General features: G+C 33.5%; 16 protein-coding genes. 10 read left to right on the top strand and 6 right to left on the bottom strand.

The features are described 5' to 3' along the window. Positions 1-107: 107 nt before the first annotated feature. From E0I61_RS10945 to guaA, 4 genes are all read right to left on the bottom strand, one after another. On the bottom strand, positions 108-338 hold the full coding sequence (locus tag E0I61_RS10945; protein WP_131994394.1) for a DUF3820 family protein: 231 nt from the start codon (positions 336-338) through the stop codon (positions 108-110). A gap of 85 nt (positions 339-423) precedes the next feature. Continuing rightward, entirely contained in the window at positions 424-825 is a 402-nt protein-coding gene (locus E0I61_RS10950) for an OsmC family protein (protein ID WP_132071384.1), read from the bottom strand. Between the two features lie 89 nt (positions 826-914). Then, complete coding sequence (locus tag E0I61_RS10955) at positions 915-2,852, bottom strand: PBP1 and LysM peptidoglycan-binding domain-containing protein (RefSeq protein WP_132071386.1); 1,938 nt, start codon at positions 2,850-2,852, stop codon at positions 915-917. 133 nt (positions 2,853-2,985) lie between these two features. After that, positions 2,986-4,515, bottom strand: a complete 1,530-nt coding sequence (gene guaA / locus E0I61_RS10960) for a glutamine-hydrolyzing GMP synthase (RefSeq protein ID WP_131994385.1) — start codon at positions 4,513-4,515, stop codon at positions 2,986-2,988. Positions 4,516-4,701: 186 nt separating this feature from the next. Here guaA and E0I61_RS10965 point away from each other — a divergent pair, with 186 nt between their 5' ends. Then, positions 4,702-5,229 (top strand): hypothetical protein, encoded by a 528-nt coding sequence (locus E0I61_RS10965; protein WP_131994382.1) that lies wholly within the window; start codon positions 4,702-4,704, stop codon positions 5,227-5,229. Positions 5,230-5,360: 131 nt separating this feature from the next. On the opposite strand, the gene E0I61_RS10970 is transcribed toward E0I61_RS10965, so the two are convergent. Further along, entirely contained in the window at positions 5,361-6,029 is a 669-nt protein-coding gene (locus E0I61_RS10970; protein ID WP_132071388.1) for a hypothetical protein, read from the bottom strand. Positions 6,030-6,315: 286 nt separating this feature from the next. Between E0I61_RS10970 and E0I61_RS10975 the strand changes: the two genes are divergently transcribed. The 7 genes from E0I61_RS10975 (at position 6,316) to E0I61_RS11005 (ending at position 13,834) form a co-directional block, all read left to right on the top strand. Continuing rightward, entirely contained in the window at positions 6,316-6,726 is a 411-nt protein-coding gene (locus tag E0I61_RS10975; RefSeq protein WP_132071390.1) for a RidA family protein, read from the top strand. 34 nt (positions 6,727-6,760) lie between these two features. Continuing rightward, positions 6,761-8,017: a voltage-gated chloride channel family protein gene (locus E0I61_RS10980; RefSeq protein WP_132071392.1), complete on the top strand. Its 1,257-nt coding sequence runs from the start codon at positions 6,761-6,763 to the stop codon at positions 8,015-8,017. A gap of 82 nt (positions 8,018-8,099) precedes the next feature. Next, positions 8,100-9,575 (top strand): rhomboid family intramembrane serine protease, encoded by a 1,476-nt coding sequence (locus tag E0I61_RS10985; RefSeq protein ID WP_131994370.1) that lies wholly within the window; start codon positions 8,100-8,102, stop codon positions 9,573-9,575. A 176-nt stretch (positions 9,576-9,751) separates the two neighbouring features. Beyond that, positions 9,752-10,756: a DHH family phosphoesterase gene (locus E0I61_RS10990; RefSeq protein WP_131994367.1), complete on the top strand. Its 1,005-nt coding sequence runs from the start codon at positions 9,752-9,754 to the stop codon at positions 10,754-10,756. A gap of 3 nt (positions 10,757-10,759) precedes the next feature. Continuing rightward, positions 10,760-11,413, top strand: a complete 654-nt coding sequence (gene gldI, locus E0I61_RS10995; protein ID WP_132071394.1) for a gliding motility-associated peptidyl-prolyl isomerase GldI — start codon at positions 10,760-10,762, stop codon at positions 11,411-11,413. A gap of 13 nt (positions 11,414-11,426) precedes the next feature. Beyond that, complete coding sequence (locus E0I61_RS11000) at positions 11,427-12,554, top strand: peptidylprolyl isomerase (RefSeq protein WP_132071396.1); 1,128 nt, start codon at positions 11,427-11,429, stop codon at positions 12,552-12,554. Between the two features lie 35 nt (positions 12,555-12,589). Then, positions 12,590-13,834: a peptidylprolyl isomerase gene (locus E0I61_RS11005; protein ID WP_132071398.1), complete on the top strand. Its 1,245-nt coding sequence runs from the start codon at positions 12,590-12,592 to the stop codon at positions 13,832-13,834. A gap of 144 nt (positions 13,835-13,978) precedes the next feature. Here the strand turns inward: E0I61_RS11005 and E0I61_RS11010 are convergent, their stop codons facing one another. Continuing rightward, the gene (locus E0I61_RS11010) at positions 13,979-14,419 is read right to left on the bottom strand and encodes a hypothetical protein (RefSeq protein WP_132071400.1); all 441 of its coding nucleotides are present in this window, start codon (positions 14,417-14,419) and stop codon (positions 13,979-13,981) included. A 295-nt stretch (positions 14,420-14,714) separates the two neighbouring features. On the opposite strand from E0I61_RS11010, the gene xerA reads away from it, so the two are divergent. Further along, the gene (xerA, locus tag E0I61_RS11015) at positions 14,715-15,758 is read left to right on the top strand and encodes a site-specific tyrosine recombinase/integron integrase (RefSeq protein ID WP_132071402.1); all 1,044 of its coding nucleotides are present in this window, start codon (positions 14,715-14,717) and stop codon (positions 15,756-15,758) included. 146 nt (positions 15,759-15,904) lie between these two features. Further along, positions 15,905-16,687, top strand: coding sequence for a hypothetical protein (locus tag E0I61_RS11020; RefSeq protein ID WP_132071404.1), 783 nt, complete (start codon positions 15,905-15,907; stop codon positions 16,685-16,687). The last annotated feature ends 152 nt before the right edge of the window (positions 16,688-16,839 follow it).

A 16,839-nucleotide genomic window follows, 5' to 3' on the forward strand; every position in this document is an offset into this window, starting at 1 on the left:
TTAATTGGATTATTAGAACATTAGACTATTAGATTTTTAGACTCTTTTAGGTTAAAAAAAGCATAATCTAATTCTCTAAAAATCTAAGAAGTCTAAGAAAGTCTATCCTATGGTTTCGGGTATCTTTTTTTAATATTTCGTATCAATTCCTCTAATCCATTCAATTTTAGCTCATAAATTAGCTGAAGCTGCTGCCCTAATTCCCCTTTCGGAAATCCTTTATTGCTATACCAAACCACATAATATTCAGGCAAGTCAATAAGATACTTTCCTTCGTATTTACCAAAAGGCATTTTAGTATGAGCAAGTTTGATGAGTTGTTTTTGGTTTTGATCCATTTTTTTAGAGAAAAAAGAAAAAAGAGACAAGAAGTAAGACTATTAAATAAATCGCACTTCTTGCCTCTTTCTTCAATATTCTACTTTATTTCCAGTTAAAAATAATACGTTTTTCGATTTCGGTATTTAAACTCAGAAAAACAGGACATGTCATGGCGACTCTTTCAAGAATGGTTTTACTCTTTTGATCCGCTTCTCCATACATTTCAAAAGTAATTTCGACTGTACCGATGCGTCTTGGTTCAGCATTCATAATTTTAGTAACCTCAGCAGTTGATCCTTTCAAATCAACTTCCAAATCACGCGCTTTTATTCCCATAACCGTCATCATACAACTTGCCAAAGCATTGGCAACAGTATCCGTTGGAGAAAAAGCCTCCCCTTTCCCATTATTGTCTACTGGAGCATCCGAAATAATTTCAATTCCTGATTGTAAATGAATTGAAGAGGTTCTTAAATCCCCTAAATAAGTTACTTTTGATGTCATATTTTTTAGTTATAAGTTATAGGTTAGGAGTCAGGGGTTAGAGGTTGGGAGTCCCAAAATGAACACACTCATTACACTGAACACTTAGTTTACTTCGCTTCTTTTATCGTCAAATCAGTGTCATAATATAAGATATACACTCCTTTATTAATGTAACCACCGTCTTCTTTTTTGTAAAATTCAAACTTATTATCTACTTGCTCCGTAGCAGTGCTGTCAACCGTTTCTTGATATTTCTTGTCTTGTGACAATCGCATCATGGTATCAAAAGTAATATCAAAACCTCTTGTGGCAAATGCACTAGGATAAATTTTATTCTTCTTTTTGAATTCTTTTTCGAAAACTAAAGCTTCAGGAGATTCGTTTTCACGGGTAACAGAAGGATACATTAATCTCAACTTTGTTAAATTCACAAAACTGATTTCATCCGTATCTAATGTTTCATTTGGTTCCAGAATAACCAATTGTACTTTATAAGTAGCCATAGCACTTAACATAGTCGCTATTGTTGATTTAATCATTCCCGTATTTCCGGTTTCCATCACCACATAGTTTATTTTATCTTTCACAAATAAACTTTTTAAATTTTCAGCAGATACACCGCCATTTGCATTAAGCTCCGAAAATTTTACATCTTTATGATTCTCTCTAATAAACTGTATAACGGATTCTTTTTTCTTATCGACTACCGCTACAATATTCCCGTTTTTTGCTCTCATGAAATCAAACATGGCATTTTTAACGGCTGTGGTAGTAGGAATCGTTTGAAACATATTGCCAAATGAATTACCCGTGTCTTTTGACAAAGGTGATATCACAGGTACTTGATTTGCATTTAATAATTCGGCTGTTTTTTCAACATTATTTTGATAGAAAGGCCCAATTATAGCATCTGAATTTTCCAGATTATTTTCTTTAATTAATGCAGTAATATTAGAAGTATTTTTAGTTTCTTGAGAGTCAAACACACTCACATCTATGGCAAGTCCCAGCTGTTTAGCCGAATCAATTGCAACCAAAGCTCCTGCATAAAAATCTAAAGTCATGTTTAAGAACTTGTCTTTTTTCAAGCGCATTGCAGTCGAATTGACAGTATCTCCTTCAATTTTTGAAATATTAAAAGGCAAAAGCAATACTAGTTTTTTTCTGCTGCTACTTTTCTTTGAGATTACAGCGTATTCTTTTTTAGCTTCCTGCGGGATACTAATCGTTGCTGGAACTTTCAAAATCATCCCTTCCACAACACCTTGAGACAAAGCAGGATTAAGAGCGATTAATTCTTCCTGACTCATTCCTGCCATTTTTGACAAACTATAAAGTGTTTCTTTTGGTTTTACCACATAATTCAAATAATTGACTGCTGTAGAAACTTTTTCGGGATTCGCTTTTACAATTTCTTTTTTAGATTCAACCACTGTGGTAGTTTTATCCCCTTTTGGAGCATTTCCTTTGATAATTAATTTATAGCCAACAGGTAAATTCGAAACTATTTCAGGATTTTTTCTCTCCAATTCTTCAATGGTAATACCATATTTCTTGGCAATAGAATATTTGGTTTCTTTTGGAAGAACATCATGATATACTACTTTTACTTGTACTGGAGTAGTGTTTTTTTGTCTGATTCCAGAAGGAATAGTAAGGATTTGTCCTATTTGCAATCCGTCTTTTTCCAAAAAAGGATTCGCTTGTTTTAATGCTTCGTCAGAAACACCATATTTTTTTTCGATACCATACAGCGTCTCTTTTGCCGCTACTTCATGGGTTACCGTTTTCGCTGCAGACTTAGCCTGAACCGCTACTTTTTGTTTACCGCCGCTTTTTGGAATCAGTAAAACACTATTAGGTTTTAAACCACTTATTGCATCTGGATTTAATTGGTAAATATCATATGGAGTAACGTTGTACTTTATTGCAATCTGACTGATTGTCTCTCCTTTCTCCACTTTATGTGTAGTAGTTTTTTCTTGTGAAAAAACGCTGTAATTAAAAAACAAAGCCGTTATACAAATCGCAAAAAAATATTTCATCCTTTTATTTATAAAATTATTCAATCATTAATAACAGAACGGTATCAAATTTTATTCCAAAATCTGATACCGTTTTATAGAGAACATTAAAAATAATGATGTTCAAAGATTAAATCAACAAAAATCTACATTATTATTCCCACTCAATAGTTGCAGGCGGTTTTGAACTAATGTCATACACCACTCTATTTACTCCTTTTACCTTATTGATGATATCATTAGATACTTTCATCAAGAAATCATACGGTAAATGTACCCAATCAGCAGTCATACCATCAGTAGATTCTACGGCACGAAGCGCAATCACTTTTTCATAAGTACGCTCGTCACCCATAACACCTACACTGTTTACCGGAAGTAAAATAGCTCCTGCTTGCCATACTTTATCGTACAACCCCCAAGATTTCAATCCGTCGATAAAAACTTTATCTACATCTTGCAAAATTTGTACTTTTTCTGGTGTGATATCTCCTAGAATTCTAATTGACAATCCTGGTCCCGGGAAAGGATGTCTTCCCAATAATTCTGGATCAATCCCTAATGAAGCCCCTACTCTACGTACTTCATCTTTGAAAAGCATGCGAAGTGGTTCTACAATTTTTAACTTCATGTAATCAGGTAAACCTCCTACATTATGGTGTGATTTAATAGTAGCCGAAGGTCCTTTAACTGAAACTGATTCAATAACATCAGGATAAATAGTTCCTTGCGCCAACCATTTTACATCTTCTATAAGGTGTGATTCATCATCGAAAACTTCGATAAATACACGTCCAATAATTTTACGTTTGGTTTCCGGGTCACTTACACCTGCTAATTGAGATAAAAAACGATCTCCAGAGTCTACTCCTTTTACGTTCAACCCCATTCCTTTGTATTGATCCAATACATTTTGGAATTCGTTTTTACGAAGCAAACCATTATTTACAAAAATACAGTATAGGTTTTTCCCGATAGCTTGATGCAATAAAACTGCCGCTACTGTAGAATCTACTCCACCAGAAAGACCAAGAACTACTTTGTCGTCTTGTAATTTTTCTTTTAATTCTGCCACCATTTCTTCAACAAAAGCATTTGGTGTAAAATTTTGAGGCACTTCAGCAATTTTTACTAAAAAGTTTTCCAGCATTTTTGACCCATCTGTTGAATGGAAAACTTCTGGGTGGTATTGAATGGCATAAGTTGTTTCACCTTCAATTCTATAGGCTGCAAATTCCACGTCGTGAGTACTTGCAAGCTTTACTCCATTGGTCGGTAATCCTTTGATACTGTCACTATGGCTCATCCAAACTTGACTATTCTCAGAAACACCTTCAAAGAAAATTTCGTTCTCTTTTATAAAAGACAAATTGGCTCTACCATATTCTCTTGTATTTGAAGCTGCTACCTCACCACCACTAAAATGGGATAAATATTGTGCACCGTAACAAACGGCCAGCATAGGAAGCTTTCCTCTAATTTGAGATAAATCGGGATGTGGCGCATCTTCTCCTCTAACAGAAAAAGGGCTGCCTCCAAGAATTACGGCTTTATAACTTGATAAATCACTCGGAAAATGATTGTATGGGAAGATTTCGCAGAATATATTTAATTCGCGAACTCTACGCGCAATAAGTTGAGTATATTGCGATCCGAAATCTAAAATAAGTACGTTGTGTTGCATGCGCAAAAATACTTTTTATATTTTGATTTGAAAAATTGATTTTTGAAAAATATTCTTTTTATTTGTCAAATCTCAATTATTGCTCTAAAATCAAATTAAATAATCCTACAAAAAACCCAGACAGTATAATTTTCGTAAGTGAACTTATACATTCTAAAAATTAATTTAAAATAAAACAACATAACAATGAAAACAAAAATTTATGTATCAATAATAACATTACTGATTTTAATTACTTCGTGCAATGTGATTGATGATTTATTGACTTTTTCAATAGACAATCAAACAAGTTTTAAAATTGAAAGCGGATTTCCTCTTGGCACTGCTCATAATCTAATCACTCCTGATGTTACTACAAACTCAAGCTCCACTTTTGAAAACAATAACACCAAAGCTGAATTAGTAAAAGATGTGAAATTAAGTGAATTAAAATTGACCATCACGGATCCTAGCAATAAGTCATTCAGTTTTCTAAAATCGATTCGTTTGTACATCTCAACAGATGCTAATGATGAAATAGAATTGGCTTATTTGGATGAAATCAATTCGACTTCAAATACCATAAATCTAACTTGCACTAAAGAAAAACTAGATAAATACATAAAAGCTTCATCCTATAAAATAAGAATTAAAGTAGTTACCAAAGAAAGTTTGGCACAAGATATTACTGTAAAATCTGATATGAAATTTAAAGTTACTGCTGATCCGTTTTAGGCATGTACGACAACTAAATCAACCCGTCGGGTGTAATTATTCAAAACGTCAGATCGAGTGTTTTTCTGTGGAAAATCACTCGATCTGACGAAAAATTATCATTAAAAACTAATTACACCCAACGGGTTAAATTATTCTTTTGTAACTATAATAGTTGCCTTAAAACCCGTTCCAAGATTCCATTGACTGGCCGAAATCAAACCGCCATTATCATCATAAATCTGAAATTCAGCAGTATTGGGACCTGAACTCCCTTGATTTAAGGCTTCAAAGTCTATCTTGTTGAATCCTTTTTCCAGAACTATTTCAAAACCTTGGAAATTACTATCCAAAATCACCTGATATTCAACAACTTTATCATTCAAGTACACGCGAATCTTATCGCCATCAACATAAGCTGCATCTCTGTATCTTACTTTGGCGGTAAGCGAACCTGTTGTAAAATTCCCTAAATTTTGATTTTTTCTATAAACAAGGCCTTCAGAATTGTCTTCCTTTTTGTTTAATTTATCTCTGTAAACATCTCCGGGATTAATAAATTCATTTTTCGGAGTCATTGAAAAATTAGTAGTCGGAGTTATTGAAAGTGAAGGACTTGGATTTGGGCTTAAAAGTTCCGGATTTTTAAATACATTTGGAGTCTTAATAGGAGGAATCTCTGCTTTTGGCGGAGTTATTTTTTTAATTTTAGGTGCATTATTTTTAAGCGGAATGGGTTTGAATTTTGAACTAAATTCATTCTGAGCATATCCACTTAAAGACATACTTATGGCAATCATTAAAAATAAAATCCTTTTCATAACTTTTTTAAATTAGTTTATCAGTGCTTGTAAAAATTTTAAAAATAAAGAACTAATCATATATAATGACTAATTCATAGTATAATTTAACTTTCATTTATAACATTCAATTTTTAAATTTATTGCGTTTTAGAATATATAATATTCTAACAATTCTCAAAAAAATTAAACTTTTTAATTAAAAATTACTGTTTTTCATTTCAGTCTTTTTTTATAAATTGCAAATATTATGCCACACCAAAAATTGCATTTAAACAATGCAAAATAATACCTAAACACAATCAAAATGAAAAGAGAAAACATATTGACTGGTTCACCATGGGAAGACAAAATGGGATATTGCCGCGCAGTACGCATTGGAAACATCATTGAAGTATCAGGAACAGTCGCCATTGTTGATGGTAAAAAAGTAAAAGCTGACGATGCTTATGCTCAAACACTAAACATTTTAGAGCGCGTAGAAAAAGTTCTTGAAGACCTGAATGCTGGAATGAAAGATGTCATTCGTACCCGCATATTTACTACTGACGTTTCTACATTTGAAGCAGTTGCCACCGCTCATTCCAAATTTTTTAAAGACATAAAACCAACCACTGGTTTTTATGGAATTAATCAACTGGTAGCTCCTGAATATTTAGTTGAAATCGAATTTACAGCTATAGCTTCTGAAAAACCGTTAATACAAGAAGGATTATAATATTTTTGTAAAAAATACTTCTTCAATTCCAGTAATGAATTTAGAAAATGCTAAAAAAATAATGCTTGTCACACTCAAATGGATTTTCATTTGTGTTTTGACAGGCATTATTTCTGGATCGGCATCTGCATTTTTTTTAGTGACCCTGGATTGGGTTACACACTATCGAGAACACAACAACTGGATGATTTTGCTTTTGCCAATAGGCGGCCTGATGACAGGATTAGGATATTATTATTGGGGGAAATCTGTAGCTAAAGGCAATAACCTGTTGCTGGAAGAATACGAAAATCCCAAGAAAACAATTCCTTTAAAAATGGCTCCATTAGTGCTTTTTGGCACCTTAATCACGCATCTTTTTGGAGGTTCAGCGGGTCGTGAAGGAACAGCAGTACAAATGGGTGGCGCCATCGCCGATCAGTTTACAAGAATCTTCAAGCTTGATAATACCGACAGAAAGACACTAATCATTCTGGGAATTAGCGCTGGTTTTGCTTCCGTTTTTGGAACGCCTTTGGCCGGGGCTATATTTGCTTTGGAAGTTCTATATTTCAGCAAAATCAGTTATAAAAGCATTCCTTTGTCCTTTTTAACAGCATATACCGCTTATTTCACCGTTGAATTTTGGCAAGTAAAACATACAAATTATAGCATTCCAATCCTTCCCGAAATGAATTTCACTACCTTATTTTGGATAATTGCAGTCAGTATACTTTTTGGTTTAGCCGCTATGCTATTTTCTCGGAGCACACATTTTTGGGGTCATTTATTTTCAAAAACCATCACTTTTCCTCCGCTTCGTCCTTTCGTTGGAGGAATAATTCTTGCAGTAACAATTTACTGTATTGGAACTACAAAATACGTTGGTTTGGGAATCCCAGCAATTGTTGATTCCTTTTCTAATCCAAATGCTTCGTATGATTTTATTTTAAAAATATTATTTACCGGATTTACGCTCGGAGCAGGATTTAAAGGTGGCGAAGTAACTCCGCTATTCTTCGTTGGTGCTACGTTGGGAAGTACTTTATCGCTTTTAGTTCCTTTACCCATCGCGCTTTTAGCAGGAATGGGATTTGCAGCCGTTTTTTCAGGAGCAACCCACACTCCTATTTCGTGTACGGTTATGGGAATGGAACTTTTCGGGATAGAAAGCGGTATTTTTATTGGTATTGCTTGTATTATCGCGTATTTTACTTCGGGGTCGGTGGGGATTTATAATGCTCAAATAGTTAAAGGGGCAAAATACGAGGTGTATCAAAAATTAAGAAGAAAAAATATAGAACTTTTGTAAAGAGTAAATCATTTTTTTTAAATTTTTAAAATTATTTTTTTGTAGTATTGTTCTTAATACTAAATCAATTTAATTTTACAGTATGGCTTTTGGAAACCCTTCTACTTTTTCTCAATACATTCCTCTGAATAACTTATCGAAGTTGCAGCTTATTTTTATAGCAATTGAAGTCACTAAAAAACTACAGTGGGACTTAACTCAAATAGATGAAAACGGATTAAAAGCCCAATCAAAAAATGTTTTAAACACCTGGAATGAAACCATTGTTATTACTTTAGAGGATCACGACCCTTTGATCACTAGCTTTAGCAATGGAAATCAACTCTATGACCGCGGAAGAAATCAAAAGAACATTGATGCTTTTTTGGATTTATTTTATGAAATAAAAAAAGAGGAATCCATTTTAGCATTAGACAAAATTTCACTGAGGGATTTTATAAATTGTGAAACAACAAAACAGGATTCAGAGATCGAAGAATCAAGAAGCATCACCCACTTTTATTCATTTTTCTCAATATTCATACCTACCAAAGATTATTTCATCACCCCGATTCTCATCAATATAAACATTCTGATTTTTCTTTTAATGAGCTTTTCGGGAGTCAATATCTTTGTACCAAAAACACAAGATATTGTTGATTGGGGTGGAAACTACGGTCCTTTGACAATCGGAAATCACTGGTGGCGATTGATTTCAGCTTGTTTTCTACATATAGGAATTTTTCATTTACTAATGAATTGTTATGCGCTGGCGTATGTTGGTTTATTATTAGAATCGTACTTAAAAAAAAGAGATTTCCTGCTAACTTATCTTTTTTGTGGCCTGGTAGCAAGCTTAGCCAGTTTATATTACAATACCAATATTGTTAGTGCTGGTGCGTCAGGAGCTATTTTTGGAATGTATGGCATTTTATTGGTCTCCATCCTGTTTAATACCATTGACAAAAAAGCAAATAGCTCGCTGTTGATAACAATAGGAACTTTGATTGTCTTAAATATCGCTAGCAGTTTCAAAGAAGGTATTGATGGAGCAGCACATATTGGAGGGCTACTTTCAGGATTATTATTTGGCGTAATCTTAGCCTTATTAATTAAAAACAGAACAACTGGAATTTCAGTAGTCGCTTCGGCAACACTAATTCTAACTGTAGGTTTATTTACACTTAGCAAAAACTCAAAAGTATACATCTATCAAATCATTGAATATCAAGGAGGAATACAAGATTTTGCAGACATGGAGAAAATGGCGTTGGAATCTTACACGTCTTTTTATGGTGACAGTAAAGAAAATACATTGTCTAAAATTAAGGACCGGGGCATTTATTATTGGAACGAAAACATAATTCTACTAAAGCAACTTGACAAATTATATCTTCCAGAAGCAATACACTTTCAAAATGAAACTTTAATTGAATACTGCGAATTAAGGATGGAATTCTATGGTCTTGCCTATAAAAAATTAAATGAAAACACTGATAAGTATGATGCTAACATGACAGTACTTAATAATGAGATCCAGAAAATCATTGTTAAAATAAAAAGCACTCCTAAAAAATAGATTCCAGGATTTAATTCCTAATTTAAAAAACTAAAACATTGATTCCCACTGAAATTGTCTGTACCCCAGAAATCATTTCAAAAAAAAGAGAAATAGAAAAATAATGCCTTTAATAATCCGTGAAATTCCTGTTAATGATTTCAACTTTACATTAAAAAAATGTAATTTCGCAATCTATGAAAACACAAGACATTCAAGCGATACAGTTGTTATTATCAACTCCAAAAAAGATTGCCATAATCCCACACCGCGGTCCTGACGGGGATGCTATGGGATCTACCTTAGGATTATATCATTTTTTATTAAAAAACAACCATCATCCTGTGGTGGTTTCCCCAAATGAATTTCCTGATTTTCTGGCGTGGATGCCAGGATCAGAAACCATAAAAATATACGAAAAAGATAAAGAAAACTGTACTAAGATACTGGAAGACGCGGAACTTATTTTCACTTTAGATTTTAATGCTTTGCACCGTACTGGTGAAATGGAACAAGTGCTAGCCAAGCTAAAAGCGCCATTTATCATGATAGATCATCATCAAAAACCAGATGATTATGCAACATTTACTTATTCAGATATCTCGTTTGGATCTACTTGTGAAATGATTTATAACTTCATTTTATTTCTTGGAAAAAAAGAAGATATTGATAAAACTATAGGAACTTGCATTTACACTGGAATCCTTACCGATTCAGGTTCTTTTCGTTTTCCAAAAACAACAGGAACAACCCATCGAATTATCGCTGAATTAATTGATTTAGGTGTCGAGAATACGGAGATTCCAACCTTATTATTTGACAACAACTCTTTTGGAAGATTACAATTATTGGGAAGAGCACTTCAAAATATGAAAGTGCTTACGGAACATAAAACCGCCTACACTACGCTTACTCAAGACGAGTTGAATACTTTTGATTATGTAAAAGGTGATACAGAAGGAATTGTAAACTACGGATTAAGTATAAAAGGAATCGTTTTTACTGCTATATTTATCGAAAATAAAGAAGAAAAAATCATCAAGATTTCATTTCGTTCACAAGGTGATTTTGATGTCAATCAATTTGCCAGAGATCATTTCAATGGTGGAGGACATCGCAATGCTGCCGGTGGAAAATCAGAAGTATCGATGGAAGAAACGATCCGAAAATTTGAAGATTTAGTAACAACGTTAAAAATATAACAGATGTCAAAATTTAGTACGTTAATCGTATTTGGGTTCTTTTTATCCATACTCGTTTCAGGATGTAAACAGCATCAGGATGCCAGAAAGCCTCTTTCACAGACTTCCGGGAGCTTCATGAAGAAATCAATCGCACGCAATAAAAAACTGGTTGCCAACGAAGAAACTCAAATTGAAGCTTTAATAAAAAGCAATCCGAATGTAAAATACATCGCTTCCAAAAAAGGATATTGGTATACTTATGTGACCAAAAATGAAATCAATTCCCTTACTCCAAAAAAAGGAGATGTTGCTTTTTTTGACTACGAAATAAAAGATTTAAAAGGTACTGTTATCTATTCTGAATTAGAATTAAGACCACAAATCTATTATGTAGACAAACAAAACATCATGATGGGATTGCGTGACGGTATCAAACTAATGCGAAAAAACGAAAAAGTAAGTTTCCTTTTTCCATCAAATATGGGGTATGGTTATCACGGTGACGACAAAAAAATAGGCACCAATCAGCCCTTAATTTGTACAGTAACTTTACGTGATTTTAAGTCGGAAGCAGTGTATAAAAAAGAAAGTGAAGCCAAACTAAAAGCAATACCTGCACCAGCCAAACAAGAAACCGAAGCCGTAATAAAACCCAAAGACACTATAACTCAATAAATTAAATTTAGAAATGAAAAAAAAGATCCTATTCGTATTCCTAGTTATTGCTTCATTTTACTCTTGCAAAGAAGAGCACAACAATCTTCCTGATGGTTTATATGCAAAAATAGAGACCAATAAAGGGGAAATAATTGTACAATTAGATTTCGAAAAAGCACCTATAACCGTTGCCAACTATGTGACTTTAGCAGAAGGGAAAAATGAATTTGTCACTAATAAAAACCTTAAAGGCAAACCATTTTTTGACGGATTAAAATTTCATAGGGTAATTCCAGAATTTATGATTCAAACGGGTGATCCTTTAGGAACAGGATCAGGAGATACCGGTTATAAGTTTAAAGACGAATTTTCAGATTTAAGATTTGATAAAAGTGGCGTTTTGGCTATGGCCAATAATGGACCTACAACTAACAGCAGTCAGTTTTTCATCACACATATTGCAACACCTTGGCTAGACGGAAAGCATACTATTTTTGGGCATGTCGTAGAAAAAGGAATGGATGTTGTAAACAAGATTGTACAAAATGATTACATCAATAAAATTACCATCATCAGAAATGGTGAAGCCGCCAAAAAGTTTAATGCTGTAAAAACATTCAATGATTATTTTTCAGTAGAATCTGAAAATCAAAAGAAAAAAGCCGCCATTGCTGCTGAAAACAAAAAAAATTACGACGCGAAATACAAGGAAGTTCGCGAACAAAAAATCGCTTATTTTACCACTTTAAAAGCCAAAGCTACAAAAACACCTACAGGATTGCAATATGTAATCACTAAGAAAGCCGGCGGTAAAAAACCTGCCAATGGCGCCCATGTTTTCATACATTACGCCGGTTTTCTGGAAGACGGAGAATTATTTGACGCAAGTGTAGCAAGTGTTTCTAAAACTTTTGGAAAATACGATGAAAACAGAGCGGCTCAAAACGGATACCAACCCATCCCTTTCCAAGCTGGGAAAAAAGATGGCATGATTCCTGGTTTTATTGAAGGACTGGAAAAATTATCTTTTGGAGACAAAGCTGTAATTTTTATTCCATCTCGATTAGGATATGGAGAAGCAGGCGCTGGAGGCGTAATTCCGCCAGGCGCTAATATCATTTTTGAAATTGAATTATTGGAAACAATGCCTCAACAATAACAGATTAAAAAAGTTAGACCTTAAATTATTAAAAAATGAAATTTAAAATTCTGTTTTTATTATTTCTGGGAATGCTAAACCTGCATTCTCAAACTACAAAGAAAACTGTTCCGGTTAAAAAACCGGCAACAACCGTAAAAACTGCGGCAAAACCAGCGGTAAAAAAACCAGTAGTGAAAGCACCTGCAGCAATCGAAGGGATTTTTGCAACGGTTTCCACAAACAAGGGAGATATTGTACTTGAATTAGAATACAAAAAAACTCCGGTTACCGTAGCTAACTTCATAGCGCTTGCTGAAGGTAAAAATACTTTTGTAACAGATGAAAAACTAAAAGGAAAACCTTTCTTTGATGGTTTAAAATTTCATCGTGTGATTAAAGACTTCATGATTCAAGGCGGTGATCCATCCGGAAACGGTTCTGGTGGTCCCGGATACGCTTTCAAAGATGAATTTACAGACTTAAAACACAACAAAGCCGGTATACTTTCTATGGCTAATTCCGGCCCAGCTACCAATGGAAGCCAATTTTTTATCACTCACAAAGAAACCTCTTGGTTAGACCCAAAACATACAGTTTTTGGTCATGTTACAGCGGGAATGGATGTGGTCAACTCGATTGCTCAAAATGACGTTATTACTAAAATTACTATCGTTAGAAAAGGAGTTTTAGCCAAAAAATTTGATGCGCCAAAAGTATTCGCAGATTATTTCAATAATAAATCCGAAGACCTAAAGAAACAGGATTTAATTAATGCTGAAAACAAAGCAAAACATGCTGCAATTGAAGCTGAAGCCAAAAGAGCATACACTGAAAAATACAGTCCTGTTGTAGCTGCAAAAAAAGCGTATTTAGCCACTACAAAAGCAAGTGCGACCATTACTCCATCAGGATTAGCATACAAAATAACACAAAAAGGAACTGGCGTAAAACCTGCGAACGGAACGACTTTTTATTTTCATTATGCCGGTTATTTTGAAGATGGAACGCTGTTTGACAGCAGTTATGAAGAAGTTTGTAAAAGCTACGGAAAATTTGATGCAAACCGTGCCGCTCAAAACGGCTACCAAGCATTCCCTTTTGAAGCAGGAAAAAAAGACGGTATGATTCCAGGATTTATTGAAGGTTTAGAGAACATGTCCTTTGGAGACAAAGCAGTGGTTTTTATCCCGTCAAATTTGGCGTATGGAGAAAGAGGTGCCGGAAGCGTTATTTCTCCTAATACAACACTTATTTTCGAATTGGAAATGCTGGAAAAACAAGCAGCTCAAAAACAATAAATTTCAAAAAATTACAAATAACAAACCCGACAGACTTCAAAATCTGTCGGGTTTGTTTTTATAATTTATTTCCCTTGAAGTACTGATTAAACCAATAGAAATTGGCCATTATCCGCGTCATCAGCGTTCCATTTTTAGGAGCCATTATTTCTTTCCAAATTTCCAGTCAAATTCATCTTTTTGATTGATGATAGCACCAATTTCGAATTTCACGACCTCATCAAATTCCGTTTGAAAAATAATCCAGTTTTCCTCATTGAAATAGTTTTCGAACGTATCAAATTCTTCCTGAGTAAATTTAGTTATTCCTTTGGCAACCAAATCTTTTTTGACTTCGCTGATTTTTCTATTGATAATTTTATTCCCAAACAACTCCATTTCCGGGCTGGAAGCCACGATATATCCCAATTTAAATTCTTCCTCCACATAGAAAGTCAAACGCATTTTTAGTTTGTTGTAGGCAAAAATCACATTATCATCCTCGTCCTTGTAATTCCTGTCTGGTTTCCCGTAAATAGCGGTAACATCATTTTGTTTCATTCCGAAAATGAGCTTGTCAATTCCGTTTTTTGGATTTATTTTCATATTCATTTATTTGACCGTAAAGTTCGCAAAGTTTTTCGCAAAATCCACTACCTTTTTATTTAAAAATTAGTAATACAAAAACTCCAATTCCCTTTCTAAAACTCAAACTTTGGGCGTGACCCGCTGAAAAATCGGGTCGGGCTATCCGTTTTAATCTTTTATTCCGCTACGCTTCATAAAAGGATTTCCACTTTTATCCCTCTCGCAAAAAAGCCTCAGTACATAAGAGCCTTTGACTTAACAAAACAATATTTGTGAAAAAATCAGTATCTTTCAATCACAAAACCAACACAATATGACTTGGGCAGCAAAACTTATAAAACACAAAAGCGAAAATAGAATTGCCGTTTATTTTGAAAAAAATCAGGACCTGATTGCCCGCATAAAACAAATAGAAGGGGCCCGATGGAGCCAGCAAAAAACAGTTTGGCACATCCCGGACACAATCGAAAACAGAGAACGCTTTAAAATAGAATCCTTAGCAAACTCTCTCCCTTCACCCGAGGGAATTGTTCATATAGAAAAATTCAAGCAATGGCTTCGTTCTAAACGCTATAGCGAAAGCACCCTTACCTCCTATAGCGAAGCTTTGAAATCATTCTTGGTTTTCTACAGAGAAAAACCCATTGCTGATATTACTAACGAGGATGTGATTGTCTACAATAACGACTATATTTTAAAAAATAACCTTTCGGCTTCATACCAAAATCAGATTGTCAATGCTTTAAAATTATTTTATAGAACCGTCCAAAATAAACTTATAGTAGTTGATGCCATTCACCGTCCAAAAAGATCCAAAAGTTTACCAAATGTTTTGAGTAAAGAAGAAGTAAAATTAATCCTAAACGCTCATTCTAACATTAAACACAAAACAATGTTGAGTATGATATACAGTTGCGGATTGCGTAGAAGTGAACTTTTAAATTTAAAATTCTCAGATATTGATTCTAAAAGAAATATTGTGTTACTAAAAAACGCAAAAGGCAAAAAAGATAGAATAGCGCCATTATCTCCCAAAATATTAAAAATGCTTCGTGAATATTATATAGCCTACAAACCTAAAACTTGGCTTTTTGAAGGACAAAATGTGGGAGAAATGTATTCTGAATATAGTTTACAAAGCGTTTTAAAACAAGCTCTTCAAAAAGTGGGGAACACAAAACCTGTTACACTACATTGGTTACGTCACAGCTATGCTACACATCTTTTAGAAAGCGGAACGGATTTGAGATATATTCAAGAATTATTAGGTCATAGCAGTAGCAAGACCACCGAAATTTACACGCACGTTAGTACGAAAAGTATTCAACAAATAAAAAGCCCATTTGATGATTTGTAAGAAAAAATCAATATATTTGAAATTAAATATTGTGTGATAATTATCACACATATCTACCCAAATTTGGGTGGCTTTGTGTGATTTTGTCACACCTATAAACAAGTTGTATGCTATATTTCCGCAGAATCAGATAATCTAACTTATATATGAATAATGAATACAAAATATTTCTTGACAACTACTTTTCAACTTTACTTGAATTTATTCACAACTGCAGAAGATTAAATAAAGTAATTACTTTAGATTTTGAAAAATACACACAAACTGGTTCTGTATTTAATTCTAATTCTACATTAATTTTAAGTGATTGGACTGGAAAAACTGATAATGGCTGGGTTTTACCTTTTCATTCAGGATTATTTAAAAGTACCTCCAAAGAAAATTACAAAAGTGAAATGATAAGTGTTCTATCTCGAGAATTTTGTCTAATGTATTGTCAATCATATGAGTCTCTTGAGAAATTCTTCAAAGATTGTGTGTTTTATAAAGCAAAAAATGATTTAAACTTCAGAGAAGAAATCAAAATAGCTTTTAAAATTGAGGGAGAACTCACTAGAGAAGATATGAAGGGAGGTGATTTACTTTATAAAGCAGTTAAAAAGATTGGAAAAGAAACATTACAAAAATTATCTAAAGAGAATAATACAAATATAAAATTTGGAGAATTACTAAAAATATTGTCTGAAGTACGTCATTCAATTACTCATTCTAAATCAGTAATAAACAAATCAAAAATAGATAAAACTCAATATCACAATAAAATATTCGAATTTTTATTTAGTTATTCGGAAATTACTAATGAACATTTGAAAATTGAACTCGACTTTAAAAAGTTTGAATATTTAATAATAAAATTAGCTGAATTTGCATTCCAAATCTTTAAAGCAATTTCAATTGAAGAGAAATTAAATTGGAATTACGAGAAATAAATACAGCATACAACACACGCTACAAGCAATTTGGGCAATTGGCTTAATTTAAATATGGTTTTGTATTTGAAAGATTTGGCAAATCCGAAGATAGGGCTTAATTTAATCCCAAACTGCTTGTAGCGCGGGAACGTCAGGCTGTGAAAAAACCA

The sequence above is a fragment of the Flavobacterium ranwuense genome (assembly GCF_004349315.1).
Lineage (GTDB): Bacteria > Bacteroidota > Bacteroidia > Flavobacteriales > Flavobacteriaceae > Flavobacterium > Flavobacterium ranwuense.

Excerpts from the sequence above, each read along its gene's own strand:
- E0I61_RS10945 (WP_131994394.1), bottom strand. The coding sequence starts at position 338 with ATGGATCAAAACCAAAAACAACTCATCAAACTTGCTCATACTAAAATG.
- E0I61_RS10990 (WP_131994367.1), top strand. The coding sequence starts at position 9,752 with ATGAAAACACAAGACATTCAAGCGATACAGTTGTTATTATCAACTCCA.
- E0I61_RS11005 (WP_132071398.1), top strand. The coding sequence starts at position 12,590 with ATGAAATTTAAAATTCTGTTTTTATTATTTCTGGGAATGCTAAACCTG.
- E0I61_RS11000 (WP_132071396.1), top strand. The coding sequence starts at position 11,427 with ATGAAAAAAAAGATCCTATTCGTATTCCTAGTTATTGCTTCATTTTAC.
- E0I61_RS11010 (WP_132071400.1), bottom strand. The coding sequence starts at position 14,419 with ATGAAAATAAATCCAAAAAACGGAATTGACAAGCTCATTTTCGGAATG.
- E0I61_RS11020 (WP_132071404.1), top strand. The coding sequence starts at position 15,905 with ATGAATAATGAATACAAAATATTTCTTGACAACTACTTTTCAACTTTA.
- E0I61_RS10955 (WP_132071386.1), bottom strand. The coding sequence starts at position 2,852 with ATGAAATATTTTTTTGCGATTTGTATAACGGCTTTGTTTTTTAATTAC.
- gldI (WP_132071394.1), top strand. The coding sequence starts at position 10,760 with ATGTCAAAATTTAGTACGTTAATCGTATTTGGGTTCTTTTTATCCATA.
- E0I61_RS10950 (WP_132071384.1), bottom strand. The coding sequence starts at position 825 with ATGACATCAAAAGTAACTTATTTAGGGGATTTAAGAACCTCTTCAATT.
- guaA (WP_131994385.1), bottom strand. The coding sequence starts at position 4,515 with ATGCAACACAACGTACTTATTTTAGATTTCGGATCGCAATATACTCAA.
- E0I61_RS10985 (WP_131994370.1), top strand. The coding sequence starts at position 8,100 with ATGGCTTTTGGAAACCCTTCTACTTTTTCTCAATACATTCCTCTGAAT.
- E0I61_RS10965 (WP_131994382.1), top strand. The coding sequence starts at position 4,702 with ATGAAAACAAAAATTTATGTATCAATAATAACATTACTGATTTTAATT.
- E0I61_RS10975 (WP_132071390.1), top strand. The coding sequence starts at position 6,316 with ATGAAAAGAGAAAACATATTGACTGGTTCACCATGGGAAGACAAAATG.
- xerA (WP_132071402.1), top strand. The coding sequence starts at position 14,715 with ATGACTTGGGCAGCAAAACTTATAAAACACAAAAGCGAAAATAGAATT.
- E0I61_RS10980 (WP_132071392.1), top strand. The coding sequence starts at position 6,761 with ATGAATTTAGAAAATGCTAAAAAAATAATGCTTGTCACACTCAAATGG.
- E0I61_RS10970 (WP_132071388.1), bottom strand. The coding sequence starts at position 6,029 with ATGAAAAGGATTTTATTTTTAATGATTGCCATAAGTATGTCTTTAAGT.